We start from the raw sequence: 23465 nt of genomic DNA, 5'->3' as shown, positions 1-23465 counted from the left end.
TAAAGTTAATGAAATAATGTAACTATCTGAAGGTTAATTGATAGTGAATTATTTTAAGTAGTTTTATTTTCTGGAAAATAGATTCTCTACTACCCAGGCTGGTCCAATTAATAAAAACTGAAGATCTTTTAAGAACGAAGGTTTTTTACCTTCGATATTATGACCGTAAAATTGTCCGATCCATGCGATTATAAAAACACCAATAGAAAATATCCATAATGGAACAAACTGACCGATATAATAATTTACAATCAGACAAATTGCAGAGAAAATAGCAATTTTAATCGCCATAGCAAGTGACAGTCTAATATAAAAAACAAGAACTAAAAGCAGGACAACAAAAGCCCAGTTTTCGATAATTGGCGCATTTAATTTTAGAGAATCAGAAATAATACCACTTGGAATGCTCATTAATAAGCCCACAATCGAAAAGAAAATCGCCGGAACACAAATATAGTGTATCGCTTTATTTGTTGGATTCTGATGACTTACGGCATATTCTGCGAACCATTGGTCTAATGTTCTCATTTTTTTGGTTTTAAGGTTAGTTACGTAAATCTAATAAAATTTCTTTTAGGTTTGACTGAGTACATTTGTACAATCCTTTTTTTTAAACCCTAAAAATAAGGATTGCACAAAAGGAATACAAATCAAAAGAAAGCTATCAAATCTGTTCCCGATAGCTATTGGGACTACCTGAAACTAAACAGATTTTTCATGTTGCTGATTATACTCAAAAATACTGTCCCATAATTGATCAATTTGAATAAGTGCCCGGGTTAACGGAAGAACGCTCCATTTTCCGTTTGTTTCTATTCCTAAGCCTATGTTTTTTAGTTTCAATAAAGCATCATTAACATCAAAATCCAAATCGGTTTTTAATTGGGTTTTAAACCAGGATTCGATTTGAGAATCAAGTTCATTGGCTGTTAATGGCTTTTCACTTTGATATAAAAAAGTATAAGCCAGTATGGTTTCTTTTAGAACCTCTTCTTCAGAAGAGTTCAACAGCGAATAAAATGCACCACTATTATTACCAAGATTCTTAAAATACAAGCTGTCTGAAAGCATTTTAGAATATCTGATCTTTTTATTTATAAAGTTGTTATACTGACGAAAGCAATAGGCAGACAAAATCCCCAGAGCTATTAGTCCTTGATTTAAGGAGGTTTTACTGTTTAGTAAATCTATAGTTTCTCCGGTTTGATACGCCTGATACATATTAATTAAAGCCGGAATTACCTTGGCACTCAATAATGAAAGCCCTCCAAAAATTCCCGGAACCCAAAGCAGCATTTTGTCTTTAATAGACATTTTAGGAATCGCATTTGGGAAAATCGTTTCGAGATCATTTTTAGGAACACGCTTAAAGATTTTCAATGCAATAGAACCCGGATCGATTGGCATTTTACCTAATTTGACTTTCTTCTCATGTAGAAATTCGGCATCGCTGTAATTGAGGTAAATAAGTACACGATCATAATATTCGATTTCAACTTCTCTTTTCCAGAAAAAATATTTTTTAACCTTTTCCTTTGCTTTATGATGACCCCGGGCATAAACCTCAAAATCCTTGAAGGCATTAAAATCAATTGCGAGATTCAAACCAATCAAATCAGATTCTTTAAATGCCGATGTTAAAGTCTCCTGATCAATTCTGTAATAATTTCCACGTTCTAAAACCGTGAGTAAAGTTTCTTTAAAAATAGAGAAATTACTTTTGCCTATAAATCGTTTACGTTCTTTTTCGCTCAAATCCGGATCGAATAGAGCATAGTTTTGCTTTAGGTTTCGGTTGAGATTAAAAGATTCGTAATGAAAATAATGTTCGATAATATCGAAAAGTTTTTTAAAATCGGCTGCTTTTTCAGGATTCTTAGCAAAAGCTGCCAATTGTTTCTCAAGTAAAAATTCTTTATTAAACGGAATATAATGTTCTAGAATCATGTCAATTTCTGGGCTTTAATATCGTGGCATTTACGGGATGCAAAAGTACCTTTTTTTTTGAGATGCAAAGTGGTAAAAGGAGAAAGGAGCAAAGGTTTATTTTGCCATTTTGATCTAAAAATATAGTGTAGTAAACTCAAAAAAAATGCAAATAGAACATTTGAAGATTTATGCCTGTGGAGTTCGATTTTAAAAATAAAAAGTGAGATTTCGAAATCGGTTCCAGCGATTTGAAATCCCACTTTTTGTTCCAAAAAAAAAGTGACAAAATTTATACTGTTTCCTTGCAGAAACAATATTCTAATTAAAAACTATTCATTGCAATTTTACCACTAAATAAAATGGCAGCGATACGTATTTATACCTGTTTTTGCTTTTTTTTAAGAGGTTCAAAGAGACAAAGGTTCTAATGCTTTTGCCTGCCAACTGAGGAATTGCAAAAGAGTTGATTTTGAAAATCTTCTTTTTTTAATTGAGTTTCGTTTTTTTTAATTCGATTATTCCCTGAATGTATTTTATTAATTCATCTTTATTTACAGAAAAATGAGCTTTTTCTTCTTGTGTGTTTAAGTATAAATTGGCAATATTTTCTGCATCCATATTTTGAGTTAAATATAGGTTTTCGGCATATTTAATAAGATTGTCTACAAAAAGTTCCCTTTGCTTTCCCTTTGCTATGGTTTCAGGATCGCCATTTTTTATTTTTTCGACTTCCAGATCGGGTAAATCGATCGTAAGATAGGTGCAGTCTACAGCAACTTTTGAGAGCATTTCTTTGGTTGTTTTTCCGGTAGCATTGCAATAAGCACAAGGTGCAGGAACCCATTTTAATTGTTTGTTTAATCGACTAATATCTTCCCAGTCAACAAATCCTTTTCCAAGACATCTGGGACACACTATCCCTGATCTTCTAAATAAATTAAAAATACGCATCGTTTAAAAATAATGTTTGGGGTTTCATTACGGTACGAATTTAATTATTTAAGTAAGAAAAGTTATTTGAATAAACGTTTTTTTTTAATTAAAAAACGAATTGATATATATTTAGACCTAATTATAATAATGATTTTTAATTTCTAAAAAGGATAATCTTTTATAGTATTTTTTGAGATAAATATAATGTGCCATTATTCATCTTTTATCAAACTATGAAGTTGTTTAAGTATTTTAAATAGAAAGAATTTACTGATGATTTAATTTTGGTTCTGAAAGTTTTTGCTTAATTTTAAAAAATTAAATGCCACGAGCTTTTTTAAGAAAAAGAGTTAAATGAATAGTTATGGTTGTCGAAGTTTTTAAAACAAATGTCCAGAAAGAATCAGATAAAAATTATATCATTGCCGTTATACAAACTCAATTTCCGGATTATAAAATAAATTTTGATCTGGAAGATTGCGATAAAATATTAAGGGTTGAAGGTATTGACCTGCAATGTGACAATATAATTGATTACGTAAATTGTTTAGGCTACACCTGTGTGAGATTAGATTAAGTTACATTTTCGTTGATTGTTGAAAATCAGGTGTAAGTACGTAGTTGTATTTCCTTTTTTGTGAGTACTTTGCATGCCAATTTCGTTTAATAATTAATAAATAAGATGATTAGTTTTATACTTTTGGTTTTTATTTTACTTTTAGAACAGTTAGGTTAATTCAGGGACTTAACTCTTGTATCCTTCTTTAGTGCTTATCAGTTGCAGGGAGGTTTGTTCTTATTTTGCACATTATTTTTTTAATTTTGTGCTCTATGAAAAAAACGTTCCAACTATTTGATTTTACTCAAAAAGTCAATTACAAAAATGAAATTTTAGCGGGTTTAACAGTAGCAATGACTATGATTCCGGAATCTTTGTCGTTTGCTATTTTGGCCGGATTTCCGCCTTTGGTTGGTTTGTATGCTGCATTTATTGCCGGATTAGTTACGGCTATTTTTGGAGGAAGACCAGGAATGATTTCGGGAGGAGCGGGAGCAACTGTAATTGTTTTGATTGCTTTAATGAAATCGCATGGTATAGAGTATGTTTTTGCAGCCGTCGCTTTAGGCGGAATTGTTCAAATCTGCATCGGACTTTTTAAACTCGGGAAGTTTATACGTTTAGTTCCTCATCCTGTAATGTTTGGTTTTGTAAACGGACTGGCTGTTGTCATTTTCATGTCGCAATTGGAGCAGTTTAAAACTATTGTAAATGGACAGGTTTTGTGGCTTCAGGGAACGCCTTTGTATATCATGTTGGGGCTTGTAGCGTTGACCGTAGCAATTGTTTTGCTTTTTCCAAAAATTACAAAAGCAGTTCCAGCTTCTTTAGTAGCCATTATGATTGTTTTTGCATTGGTAATTGTGTTTAATATTGAAACCAAAACAGTTGAAGATATTGCGTCTGTACAAGGAGGATTTCCTCCTTTTCATATTCCGAATATTCCATTTTCTTTTGAGACTTTAAAAGTAATATTCCCTTATTCGGTCATTGTTGCAGCTGTTGGTCTGACTGAAGGTTTGCTTACACTGAATCTGGTTGATGAAATTACTGGAACAAGAGGGAACAGCAATAGAGAATGTATCGCACAAGGAAGTTCAAATATCTTAAACGGCTTTTTTTACGGAATGGGTGGCTGTCCGATGATTGCACAAACATTGGTGAATCTAGGAGCTGGATCACGAGCCAGACTTTCGGGAATTATCGCTGCGCTGACTATTTTATTGATTATTCTTTTTGGAGCTCCTGTAATTGGAAAACTGCCAATGGCTGCCTTAGTTGGAGTTATGATGATGGTGGCCATTACAACTTTTGAATGGGCAAGTTTCAGGATTATTAATAAAATGCCAAGACATGATATTTTTGTGGGGATTCTGGTAGCTGTAATTACAATTGTATTGCATAATCTGGCTTTGGCGGTTTTAATTGGTGTAATTATTTCAGCTCTGGTTTTTGCCTGGGAAAGTGCTAAAAGGATTCGTGCAAGAAATTTTATAGATGAAAACGGAATAAAGCATTACGAAATTTATGGGCCGTTATTCTTTGGTTCAACCGCCACTTTTTTAGAAAAATTTGATATTCAGAATGATCCTGATCATATTATAATAGATTTTAAAGAAAGCCGTGTTTCTGATATGTCAGCGATTGAAGCTTTAAATAATCTGACTAAAAAATACAATCAGTTAAACAAAAAAGTTGAGCTGCAACATTTAAGTGCCGATTGCAGACAATTGCTAAAAAATGCTGATGCGGTTATAAATGTTAATGTTATTGAAGATCCGACTTATAAGGTGGTTAGTTAATTTGATAATGTGGAAATGTGCCAATTTGATAATTAGAATTGAAATTAATTTGCTTCGACAGACCCGACAGGTTTTTAAAACCTGTCGGGTTTATTGTTTGTGTTGAATTGTTTCAATTCAAAAATTATCTAATTATCAAATTGGCACATTTTCTAATTTCTTAATTAGCCAACATCGATTTTACATCGCTCAGTTTTCCGTCAATTTTACCAATTTGTAAACCTAGGATATGAGCAATTAAAGGATAAACGGAAACATTCTGGAATGTTTTTACTTTTTTATTGATTTTAAATGCGGGACCTTTTGCATAAAAGATCGCGTGCATATCTTTTTCATTGTTGTCATAACCGTGTGTTCCACCTTTTATATGAGTGCTTTCTTTGCTTACCAAACTCCATCCTTTATCGGCTTCAATAACAAAATCATGCACACGCGGATTTGTTCCGTAATGTAATCTTTCAGGAACCTCAGTTGATTTCCAGAATTTAATGTGCGGTACTTTTTTTAGAGCATTAGCAATTGAATCCTGATAGCCGGGTTTTGCCTGTAAACTCATAATGGGGTTAATTACATCTTTGTAACCCAGCCATTCCGGGTTTAAATAATCTAAAACGGCTACTTTTTTATCATTACTGATATTAGCCATTCCGTGATCTGAAACGATGATTAAATTGATTTGTTTTCCGATAGGTAATTGATCTAATTTTCGAGATATTTCACCCATTATAGAATCCATTTTGATGACCATTTTTTTATTTTCAGGAGAAAGTGGGCCAAAATTATGACCAGTATGATCTGGTTCATCAAAATATAAAGTGACTAAATGCGGGCGCTGTTTTTCTGGAAGCGTTAGCCATTTCATAACCGTATCGATTCTAGCGCCGTAGGGAATTTTGCCATCGTAATTTTTGAAATAACTTGGATTTCTTTTGTCAATATCAGAACCTGGCCAAAAGAAAGAAGCGGTTTTTACACCTTGCTGTTCGGCTAAATTCCAAATTGGATTCCCGCCATAAAAGCGCGAATCGTTTTTTGCATTGCTTGATAATGAGAAAGATTCATTTAAAGCTGCGTCATAAAAAACGTTATTGATAATCCCGTGATGATCCGGATAAAGTCCCGTTACGATAGAATAATGATTTGGAAAGGTTTTACTCGGATAAGATGGTTTCATTGATTTGGCATGAACGCCTTCTTTTTCAATTTGCTTTAAATTTGGAAGATTGAATTGTTTGCCATAATCCCAGCGAAAGCCATCCATAGAAACTAAAACTACATAATTGTCTTTGCTATTTTGGGCTTGTAAAAAAGTAGTAAGAAGTAAGAATGTAAAAGATAAAAGGTGAGTTCTGAATTTTCTCATTGTGCAATTTTAAATAGAACCGCAAAGGTAGAAATAACAGATTTTTTAAAGAAAAAGAGAATGTTAAATAAAAAAGTTTGCCACGACACGAGCGATAGCGAACTGACGAAGTAATTACACGAATTTCCACGAATTCTTTTTTTTCTTTGCGAATATTTTTAGCCACAGATTAAAGGATTATAAAGATTAAAATCAGTGAAAATCTTTTTAATCTGTGGCAACTTTTTAACAGCAAAATAATTCGTGGAAATTTGTGTAATTAGTGGCAAAAGAAAATCCTTTTAATCAGTGAAATCTGTGGCAAAAAAAAACGCCAGATATTCATCTGGCGTTTAAGTTTTAAGAAGAGAATGAATTACATCATTCCTGGCATTCCGCCACCCATTGGCATTCCGCCAGCGTTTTCTTCTTTAATATCAATTAATGCACATTCTGTAGTTAAGATCATTCCAGAAACAGATGCAGCGTTTTCAAGAGCTACACGAGTTACTTTTTTAGGATCGATAATTCCTGCAGCAAGCATATCTACATATTCGTCAGTTTTTGCGTTGTATCCAAAATCACCTGAACCTTCAGAAACTTTAGCCACAACAACAGAACCTTCAAGACCAGCATTTTCAACGATAGTTCTTAATGGAGATTCAACAGCACGAGAAACGATTTGGATTCCTGTAGCCTCGTCAGCATTGTCAGCTTTTAAGTCTGCTAAAGCAAGTTTAGCTCTTAATAGCGCCACACCACCTCCGGCAACGATTCCTTCTTCAACTGCTGCACGAGTTGCGTGTAAAGCATCATCAACTCTGTCTTTTTTCTCTTTCATTTCAACTTCAGAAGCAGCACCAACATAAAGAACAGCAACACCACCAGCTAATTTAGCCAAACGCTCTTGCAATTTTTCTTTATCATAATCAGATGTAGTAGTTTCCATCTGACCTTTAATTTGGTTTACTCTGTTTTTGATAATGTCAGCTTCTCCAGCGCCACTTACGATAGTTGTATTGTCTTTATCGATAGTTACTCTTTTTGCATTTCCTAACATTTCGATAGTTGTATTTTCTAGAGTATATCCTCTTTCTTCAGAAATTACAGTTCCACCAGTTAAGATCGCGATATCTTCTAACATTGCTTTTCTTCTGTCACCAAAACCTGGAGCTTTTACAGCAGCAATTTTAAGAGCACCTCTTAATTTGTTTACTACTAATGTAGAAAGAGCTTCTCCGTCAACATCTTCAGCAATAATTAATAATGGTTTTCCTGATTGAGCAACCGGCTCTAAAACTGGAAGTAATTCTTTTAATGAAGAAACTTTTTTGTCGTATAATAGGATGTATGGAGAGTCTAGTTCAACTTCCATTTTCTCTGGATTTGTTACGAAATATGGAGAAAGATATCCTCTGTCAAATTGCATTCCTTCAACAACGTCAACAAAAGTATCAGTTCCTTTTGCTTCTTCAACAGTAATAACACCTTCTTTTCCAACTTTAGCGAAAGCTGTAGCGATTAATTCACCAATAACTTCGTCATTGTTTGCAGAGATAGAAGCAATTTGTTTGATTTTGTCAGAATCGCTTCCAACAACTTTAGCTTGTTTTGCTAAGTCAGCAACGATAGTTTCAACAGCTTTGTCAATTCCGCGTTTTAAATCCATTGGGTTTGCACCTGCAGCAACGTTTTTCAAACCTTCTTTTACGATAGCCTGAGCTAAAACTGTAGCAGTTGTAGTTCCGTCACCAGCTAAATCATTGGTTTTAGAAGCAACTTCTTTAACCATTTGTGCTCCCATATTTTCTAATGGGTCTTTTAATTCGATTTCTTTTGCAACAGAAACACCATCTTTAGTAACAGTAGGTCCACCAAATGATTTTCCGATAATTACGTTACGACCTTTTGGTCCAAGAGTTACTTTTACAGCATTTGCTAATGCATCAACACCACGTTTTAATCCGTCACGTGCTTCAATATCAAATTTTATATCTTTTGCCATTTTTTATTTTGCTTTAGGCAGTAGGCTTTAAGCCTTTCTACTGCTGAGTTAATATTTTTTATTTGCTTTAAGCAGTAGGCTTTAGGCTCTTTTACTGCTGAATTAATGTTTTTTGCTACTTTGAGCAATAGCTTTTTAAGCTGTTTTGGAAAAACTTATTGCTTATGGCTTAAAGCTTATTGCTGCGTAAGCAACTTTTTTAATTTATAAATTTTGCTTTTTATACTGTTGATTTTTTCTATATGATTTTCGGCAATTTCAGTATTAAGATATTGCAAATCTTTAGCTAAAATCAAAAGATATTCTGTTTCATTGACAGAACCTAAAGCTATATTGAGAAATTGATTAAATTCTTTGTCACTATTTCTTCCACATCCCTCACTAATATTAGTAGGGATTGATGAAGAAGCCCTTCTTGTTTGACTTGTTAATCCATAAAGTTCTTCTTTTGGAAATAAGGAAGTCAATTTATAGATTTCTAAAGTAAAAGAATGACTTAGCTGCCAAATATCGTATTTTTTAAAATCTCTCATTCTTTTTTGGCTTTATGCTTTAGGCAATAGGCTTTAAGCTTTTGTTGGAGCCTATAGCTTACGGCTTAAAGCTTACAGCAATTAAATTATCGCAAGAATATCGTCCTCACGCATAATCAAATAATCAGTTCCTTCTAATTTTAATTCTGTACCTGCATATTTTCCGTAAAGAACAGTATCGCCCACTTTTACAGTCATTGTATGATCTTTTGATCCGTTACCTACTGCAACTACAGTTCCTTTTTGTGGTTTTTCTTTGGCAGTGTCCGGAATAAAGATTCCTGAAGCAGTTTTAGTTTCAGCTGCAACTGGTTCAATAAGTACGCGGTCTGAAAGCGGTTTTATGTTTAAAGCCATGATTTTATAGTATTATTTGTTAACGTTTTTTAATGTTCTGTAAACTTTCAGAAATTATGCCATGCTATTAAAACTGACATTATTTCTTAAAAAAAATGCCAGCTTTGACAGGCTGGCATTTTAATTTATATCAAAATTATTATTTTGCTGCAGGTGTTGCCGGAGCAGGAGTTCCTTGCGCTGGTGCTGCTGGTGTAGTTGCAGCAGGAGCTTCTGTCTTTTCTATAATTTTAGATCCTGTATCGTTTAATGATCCTGTGAAGCTTAAGCTTGAAAGTAAAATTAAAACAATTAAAATAGTTGCTAGTGTCCAAGTACTTTTATCTAGAAAGTCAGTCGTTTTTTGTACACCACCCAACATTTGAGTTCCGCTGATAGTAGAAGATAATCCTCCTCCTTTAGGGTTTTGTACCATAATAACTACGATCAATAGAAAACAAACTATTGTGATTAAAACTAAAAAAATTGAAAATGTGCTCATTACTTAATTATTGTTATTGTTATTTTGTTGTAAAATCTTTATATCCGATATGCGGTCTGCAAAGAAAGTAATTTTTTCTGGATATTTCAAAATTAATATTTCATATGCCTGAATTGCTTTTGTATATTTTTTTTGCTCTAAATATACTCGAGCTAAAGTCTCTGTCATTAAATAAGAACTGTCGTCTTTATTGATGTCAAGCTGAATTGCCGCTGTAATTGCTGTTTGTTTTATTGGAGAAATTTTTGGATTTGTTTCTATAAAACGATCAATTATTTCAGCTTTTTTCTTTTTTTCTTCTTCAACTTTTTCGACTTTTTCAACAACTCCAATTGTTTTTTCTGCTTTTTCAATTGGGTTTTCTGTAAAATCTTCTTCTATTGGAGCTTCAACAGTGCGGTCAATAGGCTCATTTCTGGATAATTGCAGCCATTCCTGGAAAGAATGTTTTTCGAATACAGAAAAATCTAAAGGCTTTCCAATCTCTAAATTTTCTTCAGCTATTTTTACTGTTTCGTAAATTTCAATTTCTTTAGGGTTTTCGACAGCCTCAGTTTCTTCAGAAATTAAAATGGTTTTCTGAATTTCAGTTTCGCCAGGTACTTCAAAAGTTTTTGTTTCCTGAATTTCAATTTCTTTTATTTCTTCAGGAGTTTCAACTTCCTTAGCTACAGTTATGGTTTCAGGAACTTTAATTTCTGTTGATTCTTCAGGAGCTTTAGCTTCTTCAAAAACTACATTTCCTGCCTCCTTAATTGCATTGAATACTGATTCTTCAATTGGGTCTATTCGAATACTAGGAATTTCGTCGTCTAATCTGTCTTCCAGGAAAGTACGGCTTGGTTCCTTAATAATAAGTGTCTCTTCTTTAACGAGGATTTCTGCAGCTGGTTCTTCAATTATAGATTCAATTATTTTTTCTTGCGCTTTTACCGTTTCTTCGACAGTTATTGTCGATGTTTCCTGAATACTATCTAAAGTTGATTTTTCAACGAACTCAATTGATTTCTCTTCAATTTTAACCGGCTCTTCAAAAGTAACAGTTGTTGCTTCTTTTATAGAATCTAAAATTGACTTTTCAATTGGATCAATTCTAACTTCAACAGGTTTTTTCTTTTCTTCAGCGAGGACAATTTCACTGTCAAATACCGTAATGTTTAAAAGTTCTCTGAGTTTACGCTCATAATATTCACCTTGTATTGGGGTAAAAGATTCTGAGCTAATAAAATCAAATAAAATAGAACGATCTGTTGTATGTGCAGCTGTAACTTTTAAGGCATAATTATACTTAAAGCTGTTTTGATTGTAAAGTCCTTTTAGTCGTAATGCGCGTGCACTCTGAAAATATGGAAATTCATTCAAAACACTACCTAATGCTTCTGCCTGTTTTTCTGTTACAGTATCAGGGTTGTTTATTAGGTATGTATAATCCGTTACATTCATTATTTTTTGTTTAATCGTTTATTTGTTTAACTGTTTAATTGCTGTAAAAATCGAGTAAACACTTAATCGATTTAACAAATAAACACTTTTACCATTTAGCTAATGATTCATTAAAAATATCCTGAGTGATTCGCTCAAAGATAGTTTGAATTGCAGAGTTTAAAACAGATCCTGTTGGCAAATCAGTTCCCTTAAAGTCATTATAAAACTCAAAAGTTTTCTCAAAATTATCAGTTTCTTTTTTTCTATTTGAGAATCTTACAGCTACTCTAATTGTTAAGCGGTTTTGAGCCGCCTGTTGATCTGCAGTAGCGGTCATTGGTGTAATTCTGTAATCTACAATTTCACCTTCGTAAACTAAGTCTCCACTGTTGCTGACTAAATTTAAATTGGTCTGATTTTGAATTAAATCCTGTAACGCTAATGTAAAAGTTCTGTCAATTCCAGGTTCAACTAAATCTGCATTATTCTGGAAGAAATTAACCTGAAAAGTTTTTGCTTCAATTTGCCCGGTTCTTCCAGTAAAGTTGTAATAACCACAACTACTTAAAAGGAAAAGAGACATTAATGCAAGTAAAGAATATATTTTTTTCATAAAATCTATAGTAGTAAATTTCAATTTTAAAAATTCCAAATTCCAATCTTTGTGACTTTGAATTTATTTTTTTTCAAATATACTAATTTGGACGGGAGCGCTAGTGAACTGGCGGAGCAATTTGGGATTTTTTTTGCAATTTATGTTTCTCCAAATTGGAATTTGGAATTCAAATATTGGGATTTTTTTATTTTTATAAATCGAATTGCTTGATTTTTCGATATAAAGTTCTTTCAGAGATCCCTAGTTCATCTGCAGCAGCTTTACGTTTTCCTTTGTTTTTTTCTAATGATTTTTTGATCATTTCGATTTCCTTTTGTTCCAAACGTAAAATTTCTTCTTCCTCGATTGTTTCGGCAAACAAATAATTGTCGTCCTGCATCTGGTAGTTCTCTTCACGTGTTGTCGGTGTCATTACAGCTGTTCTTGGTTCTTCTTCAAAATCAATTTCGCTGTCATTTTCCTGAGAACCGTATATTTTCTGAATTAAATTTGGATTAATATCCTGCACTTTTGAAGAACCATTTTTCATGAGTTCTAAAGTCAGTTTTTTCAAATCATTCAAATCGCTTTTCATATCAAAAAGCACCTTATATAGTATGTCTCTTTCGGTACTAAAATCGCTTTCTTTTTTAGTGTCGTTAATAACAGAAGGCAGATTGCTTCCTTCAGCAGGTAAGTAAGATTGTAAAGTTGCCAGACTAATATCGCGATTGGTTTCTAAAACAGAAATCTGCTCGGCAACATTTCGAAGCTGACGAATATTTCCACTCCATCTGAATTTCTGTAAAAGCTGAACAGCATCGTCATCTAGTCTTAAAGGCGGCATTTTATATTTATGAGCAAAATCGGCAACAAATTTTCTGAATAGTAAATGAATGTCCTCATTTCGCTCACGTAAAGGTGGTAATGTAATTTCTACCGTGGTTAAACGATAATACAAATCTTCACGGAATTTTCCTTTTTCGATTGCATTAAACAAGTTCACGTTGGTTGCTGCAACAATTCTCACATTGGTTTTCTGAACCTGCGAAGATCCTACTTTAATAAATTCTCCGTTTTCTAAAACACGAAGTAGTCTAACCTGAGTTGTTAATGGTAATTCACCAACTTCATCAAGGAAAATTGTTCCGCCATCAGCTACTTCAAAATAACCTTCACGTGTACTTGTTGCGCCTGTAAAAGCACCTTTTTCGTGTCCAAAAAGTTCACTGTCAATAGTTCCTTCCGGAATTGCTCCACAGTTTACAGCAATATATTTTCCGTGCTTTCTGTGCGAAAGCGAGTGTATGATTCTAGGAATGTTTTCTTTACCAACACCACTTTCTCCTGTTACCATAACCGAAATATCAGTTGGAGCAACCTGAATGGCTTTTTCGATAGCGCGATTTAATTTCGGATCATTTCCAATAATCTCAAATCGCTGTTTTATTGCTTGAACTGTTTCCATATAGATTTTGTTTCAAGTTTTTATTTGTTTCAGGTTTTATGCTTTGACCTTAACGTTTAAACTTTTGGCTTATACTTTTTTGCCACAGATTAAAGTGATTAACACAGATTCCCTAAATTATAAAATATATCTTTTGTATTGTAGAGATTTTGTTTGAAAATTAATAAGTAATCCTACCTCTGAATTCGATAATTTAATATAATTTAAAATCTGAGCAATATGTTCACTTGAAAATTCTTTTATTGCTTTTACCTCTAAAACAATATCTTCATTAATAATGAAATCGGCATAAAATTTATGAGGTAAAATAGTTCCTTTATACTCAATTGAATACTCTTTTTCTCTTTTGAAAGGAATATTATTGTTTTTAAATTCTAATTCTAAAGCGTCTTTATAGACTACTTCTAATAAACCTGGCCCAAGATTTCGGTGTACTTCCATACAAATTCCAATAATCTTATATGTTTCGTCTTCTCTATAATGTTGCATAAATATTTGTTTTTATCACAATCCTAAAAGTAAGAAAAATAATGCAAAAAATCATTTCAATCCTTTTAATCTGTGGCAAAAAAAATTAATTCATGCTACTAAGCCCTAAAGCTTCACCTTTTAATGTTCCACTTGTACAGCTTGTGATTTTTACGTTTACGAAATCTCCAATTTTATAATTTTCTTTCGGGAAAACAACCGTAATACTTTGAGAGTTTCTTCCAGAGAATTCGTCTTTGGATTTTTTAGAAACTTTTTCTACTAAGACTTCAACTGTTTTTCCAACAAATTCCTCACTTCTAAACCAAGCGTGTTTTTGCTGTAAATCAACAATTTCCTGTAATCTTCGTGCTTTAGTTTCTTCTTCAACATCATCTTCCATTTTTCTTCCAGCCAAAGTTCCAGGGCGTTCAGAATACGAATACATATAACCGAAATTATATTTTACATATTCCATTAAACTCATTGTATCTTGGTGATCTTCTTCGGTTTCAGTTGGGAAACCAGCAATCATATCTTGCGAAATTGAAGCATCTGGAACAATCGCTCTGATTTTGTCAATCAAAGCCATATATTCTTCGCGGCTGTGCAGACGATTCATTTCTTTTAAAATTCTATTGCTTCCAGACTGAACCGGCAAGTGAATGTGTTTACAGATATTTGGATATTTCGCAATAACATGCAAAATACTTTCGTGCATATCCTGCGGGTTAGAAGTCGAAAATCGAATACGCATTTTAGGAAAACCAACCGCAACCATTTCAAGTAATTGATCAAAATCAACTGCAGTTGCTTTTTGCATTTCAGAAGCATTTACAAAATCCTTTTTCAATCCGCCTCCGTACCAAAGGTAACTATCAACGTTTTGACCTAAAAGTGTAATTTCTTTAAAACCTTTATTCCAAAGATCCTGAATTTCAGTCATAATACTTTGTGGCTCACGACTGCGTTCACGTCCGCGTGTAAAAGGAACAACGCAGAAGGTGCACATATTATCACAGCCACGAGTAATCGAAACCAAAGCTGTGATTCCGTTACTCATCAAACGAACCGGTGAAATATCTCCGTACGTTTCTTCTTTTGATAAAATTACATTGATTGCGTCACGTCCTTCTTCAACTTCTGCTAATAAATTCGGAAGATCTTTATAAGCATCAGGGCCAACAACAAGGTCGACTATTTTTTCTTCTTCCAAAAACTGGCTTTTCAAACGTTCTGCCATACAGCCCAAAACGCCCACTTTCATTTTCGGATTAGTTCGTTTTACTGCGTTGTATTTTTCAAGACGTTTGCGAATTGTTTGTTCTGCTTTGTCTCGAATAGAACAGGTGTTCACCAAAACCAAATCAGCTTCTTCTAAAATTGAAGTGGTATTATACCCACCATCAGACAAAATGGAAGCCACGACTTCGCTGTCCGAAAAATTCATCGCACAGCCGTAACTTTCTATAAAAAGTTTTTTAGTATTCTCTGGTTTATTTTCTAAAACAAGACTTTCGCCCTGTTTGCTTTCTTCAATAATCTTTTCCATTGTAAAATTTCAAAGTGCAAAGATAGGGTAATTGCGCTTAATATGACAAGATGGCAGAAAAGAATTTTTGATTTCTAAATTATGGATTTTGCATTGCAAAACAAGGAAGGTTTCTCTTAAAAATATAGAAGGTGTAGGATTTAAACTCCTAATTTGGATTTTAAAATCTGAAATCTAAAATTGGAAGTAAAAAGCAATTTCTCGGTCTTAATAGTTTAAAAATTACACCTATATATATAATAGGTGAGAATACAGATAAATCTGCAATTTTGAGAAACATAATATTAAAATAACTCAAAAATTCATTCATAAGGTTAATATTTAAAAAAAATAAATACTTTTGTTGCAGAAAAATAGAGCAATGGCAAAGAATTTAGTAATAGTGGAGTCACCTGCAAAGGCGAAAACGATCGAGAAATTTCTTGGAAACGATTTTCAGGTGGAGTCAAGTTATGGTCACATAGCCGACTTACCATCAAAGGAAATAGGAGTAGATGTAGAGAATGGTTTTAAACCTAAATATGAAGTTTCTCCGGATAAAAAAGCTTTGGTAAGTAAACTGAAAACACTATCTAAGAATGCCGAAATGGTTTGGTTAGCAAGCGATGAGGACCGCGAGGGAGAGGCTATTTCCTGGCACTTGGCGGAAGAATTAAAGCTGGATACAAAAAAGACTAAACGTATTGTTTTTCATGAAATTACTAAATCTGCGATTCTTAAAGCAATTGATAATCCAAGAGAAATAGATTATAATTTAGTAAATGCACAACAGGCACGTAGAGTTTTAGACCGTTTAGTGGGGTACGAATTATCTCCGGTGTTATGGAGAAAAATCAAAGGCGGACTTTCTGCTGGTCGTGTCCAATCTGTATCTGTACGTTTGATTGTTGAAAGAGAACGTGAGATTCAAAACTTTAATGCAGTAGCAACGTATTCAATTGTTGCTGAATTTGTAAACGAAGCCGGAAAAGTATTCAAAGCAAAACTGCCGAAAAACTTCAACACTAAAAAAGAAGCCGAAGATTTTTTAAATAAAAACATCGGTTCTAAATATAAGGTAGCCGATTTAGAAACCAAACCTACCAAAAAATCTCCAACAGCACCTTTTACAACTTCGACACTTCAACAAGAGGCTGCAAGAAAATTATACTTGCCAGTTGGAATCACAATGCAATTAGCACAGCGTTTGTACGAGGCGGGACTTATTACTTATATGAGAACTGACTCGGTAAATCTTTCAAAAGATGCAATGGACGCTGCCGAAGCTGAAATTATAAAATCTTACGGAAAAGAATTTTCTAAACCGAGAACTTTTGCAACTAAAAGTAAAGGAGCGCAAGAAGCACACGAGGCAATTCGTCCGACAGATATGTCACGTCATACTGTAAATATCGATCGTGATCAGGCTCGTTTGTACGATTTGATCTGGAAAAGAACTTTGGCTTCGCAAATGAGTGATGCGCAGTTAGAAAGAACAAACGTAAAGATTGAAGCAGATAATCACAGTGAAATTTTTACAGCTTCCGGAGAAGTTTTACTTTTTGAAGGTTTCTTGAAAGTTTACTTAGAAGGGCATGATGATGACGAGGAGGAACAAGAAGGAATGCTTCCGGCATTAAAAGTAAATGAAAAACTGGCAAATAACTATATTACAGCCACAGAACGATATTCAAGACCACCGGCACGTTACACTGAGGCGTCTTTAGTTAAAAAACTAGAGGAGCTTGGAATTGGACGTCCGTCAACTTATGCTCCGACTATTTCAACAATCATCAATAGAAATTATGTTGAGAAAGGAACTCTGGAAGGTCAGGAACGTAATTATACTCAGCTTACTTTGCAAAATAGTAAAGTAGGAGAGAAAGTATTGAAAGAAAACACAGGTTCTGATAAAGGAAAATTAGTTCCAACAGATATCGGAACAATTGTTACGGATTTCTTAGTTAAGAATTTTGGAAACATTTTAGATTACAATTTTACTGCAAAGGTAGAACAGGATTTCGATGAAATTGCCGAAGGAAATATCGACTGGGCAAAAATGATGCAGGAATTCTATGATAAATTTCACCCAAATGTAAAAGAAGTTGAGGCAAACGCTGAACGCGAAAGTGGTGAAAGAATTTTAGGAAAAGATGCTGATGGAAGACAAGTTTCTGTTCGTTTAGGAAAATTTGGACCAATGGCTCAAATTGGAGAAGCAGATGATGAAGATAAAAAGTTTGCCAGTTTAATGGCAGATCAGAATATTGGAAATATTACACTGGAAGAAGCTTTGAACTTATTTTTGTTGCCTAAAAATTTAGGGGAATATAAAGGGGAAGAAGTGGAAGTGAGTAACGGTCGTTATGGACCTTATGTGCGCCACGGAAGTGTATTTATCTCTTTACCCCGAGGAGAAGATCCTTTGGGAGTTTCAAAAGAAAGAGCTCAGGAATTGATTGACGAAAAAGCACTTGCTGATGCGCCAATAGCTGTTTATAAAGGAGAACCTGTTCAAAAAGGTGTAGGACGTTTTGGTCCTTTTATTAAATGGAATGGTCTTTTTGTGAATGTGAGCAAAAAATACAATTTTGATAATTTATCGCAAGCTGATGTTGAGGAGTTAATTGAAGATAAATTGCAAAAAAACATTGATAAAGTTCTTCATAATTGGGAAGACGAGGGTATTTTGGTAGAAAAAGCCCGTTGGGGACGCTCAGTGATCACCAAAGGCAAAATCAAGATTGAATTGAGTAAAGATGTTGATGCGACAAAGCTAACATTGGCAGAAGTTCAGGAAATGATTGCGAAAAAAACACCTGCGAAAAAGGCGCCTGCAAAGAAAGCAACAACAGCAAAAAAAGCTCCGGCTAAAAAACCAGCAGCTAAAAAGAAATAATTTAAGCACTATAAATGGAATTTGATTTTCTAGAACCAGTTAACGAAGGGATTGTAAAATTTATCAGTTCATTGTCTTCACAAGAATTGGGTAGTAAAATAGTTTTACACACTCAGGATCAATTTCCGGATATAAGTAAAATAAATATTGCCATTATTGGTGTTTTAGAAGATAGACGAAACATCAATATGGTAAATGAAGTTAATCTTACGGCTGTTCGTAAGAAGCTTTATGGAATGTTTCCTGGTAATTGGGATGCCTCAATTGCAGATTTGGGAGACATTTTAGCGGGTGACTCTGTAGAAGATACATATTTTGCGGTAAAGAAAGTGGTTTCTTCTTTAATTAAGAATAAAGTCATTCCTATAGTCGTGGGAGGTTCCCAGGATTTGACCTATGCTTTATATCGTGCTTATGATGATTTAGAGCAAATGGTAAACATGGTTTCTGTTGATAATCGCTTTGATTTTGGTAAAGAAAACGAAACTATTTCTGCAAATTCTTATCTGACAAATATTATCATAGATGAGCCAAACAATCTGTTTAACTATTGTAATATTGGGTATCAAACCTATTATAACTCACAGGAAGAGATTGACTTGATTGAAAAATTATTCTTCGATGCTTATCGTTTAGGAGAAATTTCAAATAAAATAGCTTTGGCAGAGCCGGTTTTTAGAGATGCTGATTTAGTCTCTATTGATTTAAATTCTGTAAAGTCTTCGGCTTCAGGGAATATGATTTCTTTTGAGCCGAATGGGTTTAATGGAAAAGAGATTTGTTCTTTGGCAAGATATGCCGGTATCAGTGATAAGGTATCATCTTTTGGGGTTTTTAATCACAATAGTACTATGCCGGAGGCGGTAATTATGGCTCAGATTATATGGTATTTTATAGAAGGATATCATTATCGTTCAAAAGAATACCCTTTTGGCAGTAGAATTAATTACTTAAAGTATATTGTTTTGATAGAAGATGAGGAGCTTATTTTTTATAAAAGTGATAAAACAGATCGTTGGTGGATTGAAATTCCGTTTGAATCAAGTGGTCACAATAAATTGAAAAGAAATACGTTATTACCGTGTTCTTACGATGAATATTTGAGCGCATGCAATCAGGAATTGCCAGAAAGATGGTGGAAAGCACAGCGAAAAAATGCTTTATAAGGCATTTTTTTAATTAAAATCTTAATTTTTTAAAGTTTAATAAATTTAAGTTAACAATTTTAGTAAGAAATAAGCTATATATGAAAAAAATTAACGCTTTACGTCGATTTTTTTAGTTAGTTTATCGATGAAATATTTTTTTTTTATTTTATTTAACATTATTTTTGAACGGTAAAATAAAATTCGCAAGTAGTATTGTTTTTTAGATAAATAATAAATACGTTTACGGACTTAAACAATGAATAGATAATCCCAAATTTATATGAAGAAGTTTATTGCATTTACAGCAATGTTAACACTGGTAATTGGCTGTGGTAAATCAGGTGACAAAGGTGAGTTAGTTGGTGTTACAGGAGGGAAATGGCATCCTGAAAAGCCATATGGAATGACCTTGGTTCCAGGAGGATCTTTTATTATGGGTAAATCGGATGCTGATTTAGCTAATGTAGAGGACGCTCCTACAAAAACCGTAACAGTTCGTTCCTTTTACATGGATGAAACTGAAATCACGAATAGTGAGTATCGTCAGTTTGTAGAGTGGGTAAAAGATTCTACAATGAGAGTTCGTTTAGCAATTTTGGCTGATGAGACAGGGCAAAAAGCGACTGCAGATTCTAAAGGAAAAAAAGGCGGTAGTATTGCTGATTATGCATTTAATGATTCAGAGCCGGATAAAATGACGGCATATGATAAGTATATGTATGATAACTATTATAGTGTAGGGACTAAAGATGATCCATATGCTGGTAGAAAATTAAATAAAAAAGTTAAGCTTGTAAAAGATACTAAAGCTTATCCGGATGAATATTATACTGAGGTAATGGACTCTATGTATTTACCAATCGAAGAATCATACAACGGTTTAAGAACGATTGATGTAAATAAATTGAAATTCCGTTATTCTTGGATGGACATTCAGGCTGCTGCTAAGGCAAAAGTTGGAAAAAGAAAAGATTTTGTTAAGACAGAGCAAGTAAGTGTTTATCCTGATACTACAGTTTGGATTAAAGATTTTGCTTATTCATATAATGAGCCAATGCACAATGATTATTTCTGGCATAAAGCTTATGGGGATTATCCTGTAGTTGGTGTTACTTGGAAACAAGCTAAAGCATTTTGTGCTTGGAGAACTTTATACAAAAACAGTTTTATTAAATCTAAGAAAAAAGGACGTGACTTAGTAAATGCTTTCAGATTGCCAACAGAGGCAGAATGGGAGTATGCTGCAAGAGGTGGTCTGGAATCTGCAACTTATCCTTGGGGAGGTCCTTATACTAAGAGTGACAGAGGTTGTTTTATGGCAAACTTTAAACCAAGTAGAGGAGATTATGCAGCTGATGAAGCTTTGTACACTGTTGAAGCTAAATCATACGAAGTGAATGGATACGGATTATACAATATGGCAGGAAACGTTTCAGAATGGACAGATTCAGCTTATAATCCAAATGCATATGAGTATGTTTCTACAATGAACCCTAACGTTATTGACGGAAACAATCAAAGAAAAGTTGTTCGTGGCGGATCTTGGAAAGACGTTGCTTACTTCCTACAAGTAAGTACTCGTGATCACGAATATGCTGATTCTGCCAGAAGTTATATCGGTTTCAGAACTGTACAAGATTACATGGGAACTCAGGTAACTGGTGGAAAAAAGAAAAAGTAATTTATAAGTAAATTAAATATAATAACCAAATCGAATCTATTTTAAAATTAAAACCTAAAAAAAAGTATTATGGCATTATTAAGTAAAAAAGCAATGAATTTCGCTTATGGTATGGGAGCGGCAGTAGTAATTATTGGAGCATTATTCAAAATTACTCACTTTGAAATTGGACCATTAACAGGAACATTGATGCTTTCTATTGGATTGGTAACAGAAGCGTTAATTTTTGCACTTTCTGCTTTTGAACCAGTTGATGAAGAATTAGACTGGACTCTTGTTTACCCAGAATTAGCTAACGGACAAGCTAGAAAAAAAACTGAGAAAGTTGAAACTCCAACTGATGCCCAAGGTTTATTGTCTCAAAAATTAGACACAATGTTAAAAGAAGCTAAAATTGATGGTGAATTAATGGCAAGCTTAGGAAATTCAATCAAAAACTTCGAAGGAGCTGCAAAAGCAATTTCTCCAACAGTTGATTCTATTGCAGGACAAAAGAAATATGCTGAAGAAATGTCTATGGCTGCTGCACAAATGGAATCATTAAACAGTTTATATAAAGTTCAATTAGAAAGTGCTTCTAGAAATGCACAAGCAAACAGTGAAATCGCTGAAAATGCTTCTAAATTAAAAGAACAAATGCAATCTATGACTGCTAATATCGCTTCTTTAAACAGCGTTTACGGTGGTATGCTTTCTGCAATGAGTAACAAAGGATAATTAGTTTTTAACTATTATATTAAAATTATTAATAAGAACTAATTAGAAAAAAATGGCAGGAGGAAAATTAACCCCTAGACAGAAGATGATTAACCTGATGTATCTGGTTTTCATCGCAATGTTAGCAATGAATATGTCCAAAGAAGTTTTATCTGCTTTTGGATTAATGAATGAAAAATTTGAAAGCGCTAATACTTCTTCAGTACAAAGTAATGCTGGTTTATTGATGTCTTTAGATCAAAAAGCATCTGAGGCAAAAGGAGAATTCGCAACTGCAGCTGTAACAGCTCACAAAGTTGAAACTGCATCGAAAGAATTTTATGCATACATCGGTTCTTTAAAAGGTGATGTTTTAAAAGGATTTGAAAGTGATAAAGAAACAGGAAAATTGCCTTACGAGTCTATGGACAAAGGTGATAATATCGACAACTGGTTTACAGGTGAAGGATATACTGCTAAAGGAAACGAAATTATTACTAAAATCGAAAACTATAAAGCAGCAATGAAAGCAGCTTTGGCTGACAAAAAATATGCTGCAATTTTAGCTGAAGTAGAAAAGAAATTTGATGTTTCAGATGTTAAGAATAAAGAAGGTTTAAAAGATAAATATTTAGCTTACCACTTTAAAGGGTTTCCAGCTGTTGCTTCATTAGCTAAACTTTCAGCTTGGCAAAATGACGTTCAAAAAGCAGAATCTGATGTCTACAGTGCTGCTTTAGGAAAAGCTGCTGTTGCTGCTGCTTCTTATAGTAACTATCAAGCTATCGTTGTTTTAGATAAAAATGCTTACTTCCAGGGAGAAAAAGTTACTGGTAAGGTAGTTTTAGGACGTTATGACGAAAATACTAAACCAACATCTTTCCAAGGTCCTGGACAAATCGTTAACGGACAAGCTGTTATCTCATTAACTGCTGGTGGTGTAGGAGAGCAAGATATCAACGGACAATTTACATTCTTAGAGGATGGAAAAAATATCCCATTAAAATTTAAAGGAACTTACGTTGTAGTACCAAAACCAAATTCAGCTACTATTTCTGCTGATAAAATGAATGTTGTTTATAGAGGTGTTGTTAACCCAATCTCTGTTTCATTTGCTGGTGTTGATGCAAACAAAATTGTTGCTAGTGCTCCGGGATTAGCTTCTGCTGGTAAGCCTGGAAAATATAACATGAACCCAGGTTCAGGTACTGAAACTACAATTGCTGTTACTGGTACATTACCAAACGGAGATAAAGTTACAGATAAGAAAACATTCAGAATTAAAGGTATTCCTGGACCAACAGGAACAATTAGAGGTGAGATGGGTGTTGTTAAAGGACCTAAATCTAACTTAGAAATTGCTACTATTGGTGCTAAATTACTTGATTTTGATTTCGAAGTTGGTTTAGATGTTGTTGGATTTAACTTGAAAATCGCTGGACAACCTACAGTTGTTGTTACTGGTAACAGATTAAATGCACAATGTAAATCAGTTCTTTCTAGAGCAGGAAGAGGAGATCAGGTTACTATTTCTGAAATTAAAACAAAACTTGTTGGAGCTGGTAGTTATTTATTGCCTAGAACTGCTCCGGTAATTTATGAAATACAATAAT

General features: G+C 33.7%; 20 protein-coding genes. 7 read left to right on the top strand and 13 right to left on the bottom strand.

From position 1 onward, the window contains the following. Positions 1-63: 63 nt before the first annotated feature. The 3 genes from OLM51_RS18965 to OLM51_RS18955 all read right to left on the bottom strand — a co-directional run bounded on the left by OLM51_RS18965 (position 64) and on the right by OLM51_RS18955 (position 2880). Complete coding sequence (locus OLM51_RS18965; RefSeq protein ID WP_264552142.1) at positions 64-528, bottom strand: DUF962 domain-containing protein; 465 nt, start codon at positions 526-528, stop codon at positions 64-66. 174 nt (positions 529-702) lie between these two features. After that, positions 703-1947 carry a TMEM143 family protein gene (locus OLM51_RS18960; protein ID WP_264552141.1) on the bottom strand — a complete coding sequence of 415 codons (1245 nt, stop codon included), beginning with the start codon at positions 1945-1947 and terminating at the stop codon, positions 703-705. Positions 1948-2415: 468 nt separating this feature from the next. Then, entirely contained in the window at positions 2416-2880 is a 465-nt protein-coding gene (locus tag OLM51_RS18955) for a hypothetical protein (RefSeq protein ID WP_264552140.1), read from the bottom strand. Between the two features lie 346 nt (positions 2881-3226). On the opposite strand from OLM51_RS18955, the gene OLM51_RS18950 reads away from it, so the two are divergent. Then, positions 3227-3439, top strand: coding sequence for a hypothetical protein (locus OLM51_RS18950; RefSeq protein WP_264552139.1), 213 nt, complete (start codon positions 3227-3229; stop codon positions 3437-3439). A 254-nt stretch (positions 3440-3693) separates the two neighbouring features. Then, positions 3694-5223 (top strand): SulP family inorganic anion transporter, encoded by a 1530-nt coding sequence (locus OLM51_RS18945; protein WP_264552138.1) that lies wholly within the window; start codon positions 3694-3696, stop codon positions 5221-5223. A 160-nt stretch (positions 5224-5383) separates the two neighbouring features. On the opposite strand, the gene OLM51_RS18940 is transcribed toward OLM51_RS18945, so the two are convergent. The 10 genes from OLM51_RS18940 to miaB form a co-directional block, all read right to left on the bottom strand. Then, positions 5384-6586 carry an ectonucleotide pyrophosphatase/phosphodiesterase gene (locus tag OLM51_RS18940; protein WP_264552137.1) on the bottom strand — a complete coding sequence of 401 codons (1203 nt, stop codon included), beginning with the start codon at positions 6584-6586 and terminating at the stop codon, positions 5384-5386. A gap of 355 nt (positions 6587-6941) precedes the next feature. After that, entirely contained in the window at positions 6942-8570 is a 1629-nt protein-coding gene (gene groL, locus OLM51_RS18935) for a chaperonin GroEL (RefSeq protein WP_264552136.1), read from the bottom strand. A gap of 176 nt (positions 8571-8746) precedes the next feature. After that, a complete protein-coding gene (locus OLM51_RS18930; RefSeq protein WP_264552135.1) occupies positions 8747-9103 on the bottom strand; it encodes a four helix bundle protein in 357 nt (118 codons plus the stop codon). Positions 9104-9184: 81 nt separating this feature from the next. Beyond that, complete coding sequence (gene groES, locus OLM51_RS18925) at positions 9185-9460, bottom strand: co-chaperone GroES (RefSeq protein ID WP_012023920.1); 276 nt, start codon at positions 9458-9460, stop codon at positions 9185-9187. A 139-nt stretch (positions 9461-9599) separates the two neighbouring features. Next, positions 9600-9941, bottom strand: coding sequence for a preprotein translocase subunit SecG (gene secG / locus OLM51_RS18920; protein WP_213254370.1), 342 nt, complete (start codon positions 9939-9941; stop codon positions 9600-9602). A gap of 3 nt (positions 9942-9944) precedes the next feature. Continuing rightward, on the bottom strand, positions 9945-11384 hold the full coding sequence (locus tag OLM51_RS18915) for a tetratricopeptide repeat protein (RefSeq protein WP_264552134.1): 1440 nt from the start codon (positions 11382-11384) through the stop codon (positions 9945-9947). An 88-nt stretch (positions 11385-11472) separates the two neighbouring features. Beyond that, the gene (locus OLM51_RS18910) at positions 11473-11979 is read right to left on the bottom strand and encodes an LptE family protein (RefSeq protein WP_264552133.1); all 507 of its coding nucleotides are present in this window, start codon (positions 11977-11979) and stop codon (positions 11473-11475) included. Positions 11980-12172: 193 nt separating this feature from the next. Beyond that, complete coding sequence (locus tag OLM51_RS18905) at positions 12173-13429, bottom strand: sigma-54 interaction domain-containing protein (RefSeq protein WP_264552132.1); 1257 nt, start codon at positions 13427-13429, stop codon at positions 12173-12175. A gap of 117 nt (positions 13430-13546) precedes the next feature. Next, the gene (locus OLM51_RS18900; RefSeq protein WP_264552131.1) at positions 13547-13918 is read right to left on the bottom strand and encodes a GxxExxY protein; all 372 of its coding nucleotides are present in this window, start codon (positions 13916-13918) and stop codon (positions 13547-13549) included. Between the two features lie 85 nt (positions 13919-14003). Continuing rightward, entirely contained in the window at positions 14004-15449 is a 1446-nt protein-coding gene (gene miaB / locus OLM51_RS18895; protein WP_264552130.1) for a tRNA (N6-isopentenyl adenosine(37)-C2)-methylthiotransferase MiaB, read from the bottom strand. Between the two features lie 361 nt (positions 15450-15810). Here miaB and topA point away from each other — a divergent pair, with 361 nt between their 5' ends. The 5 genes from topA to gldM all read left to right on the top strand — a co-directional run bounded on the left by topA (position 15811) and on the right by gldM (position 23464). Further along, positions 15811-18327 (top strand): type I DNA topoisomerase, encoded by a 2517-nt coding sequence (gene topA, locus OLM51_RS18890; RefSeq protein WP_264552129.1) that lies wholly within the window; start codon positions 15811-15813, stop codon positions 18325-18327. A 14-nt stretch (positions 18328-18341) separates the two neighbouring features. Next, entirely contained in the window at positions 18342-19493 is a 1152-nt protein-coding gene (locus OLM51_RS18885; RefSeq protein ID WP_264552128.1) for a formimidoylglutamase, read from the top strand. 262 nt (positions 19494-19755) lie between these two features. Beyond that, positions 19756-21156 carry a gliding motility lipoprotein GldK gene (gene gldK / locus OLM51_RS18880; RefSeq protein ID WP_264552127.1) on the top strand — a complete coding sequence of 467 codons (1401 nt, stop codon included), beginning with the start codon at positions 19756-19758 and terminating at the stop codon, positions 21154-21156. A gap of 69 nt (positions 21157-21225) precedes the next feature. Further along, positions 21226-21873: a gliding motility protein GldL gene (gene gldL / locus OLM51_RS18875; RefSeq protein WP_213254353.1), complete on the top strand. Its 648-nt coding sequence runs from the start codon at positions 21226-21228 to the stop codon at positions 21871-21873. 52 nt (positions 21874-21925) lie between these two features. Then, positions 21926-23464, top strand: coding sequence for a gliding motility protein GldM (gldM, locus tag OLM51_RS18870; RefSeq protein WP_264552126.1), 1539 nt, complete (start codon positions 21926-21928; stop codon positions 23462-23464). The last annotated feature ends 1 nt before the right edge of the window (position 23465 follow it).

The sequence above is a fragment of the Flavobacterium sp. N2038 genome, from assembly GCF_025947185.1.
In the GTDB taxonomy this organism is placed as follows: Bacteria; Bacteroidota; Bacteroidia; order Flavobacteriales; family Flavobacteriaceae; genus Flavobacterium.
Note: the sequence above shows the minus strand (reverse complement) of the source record. Positions and strands in the feature narration are given on the sequence as shown.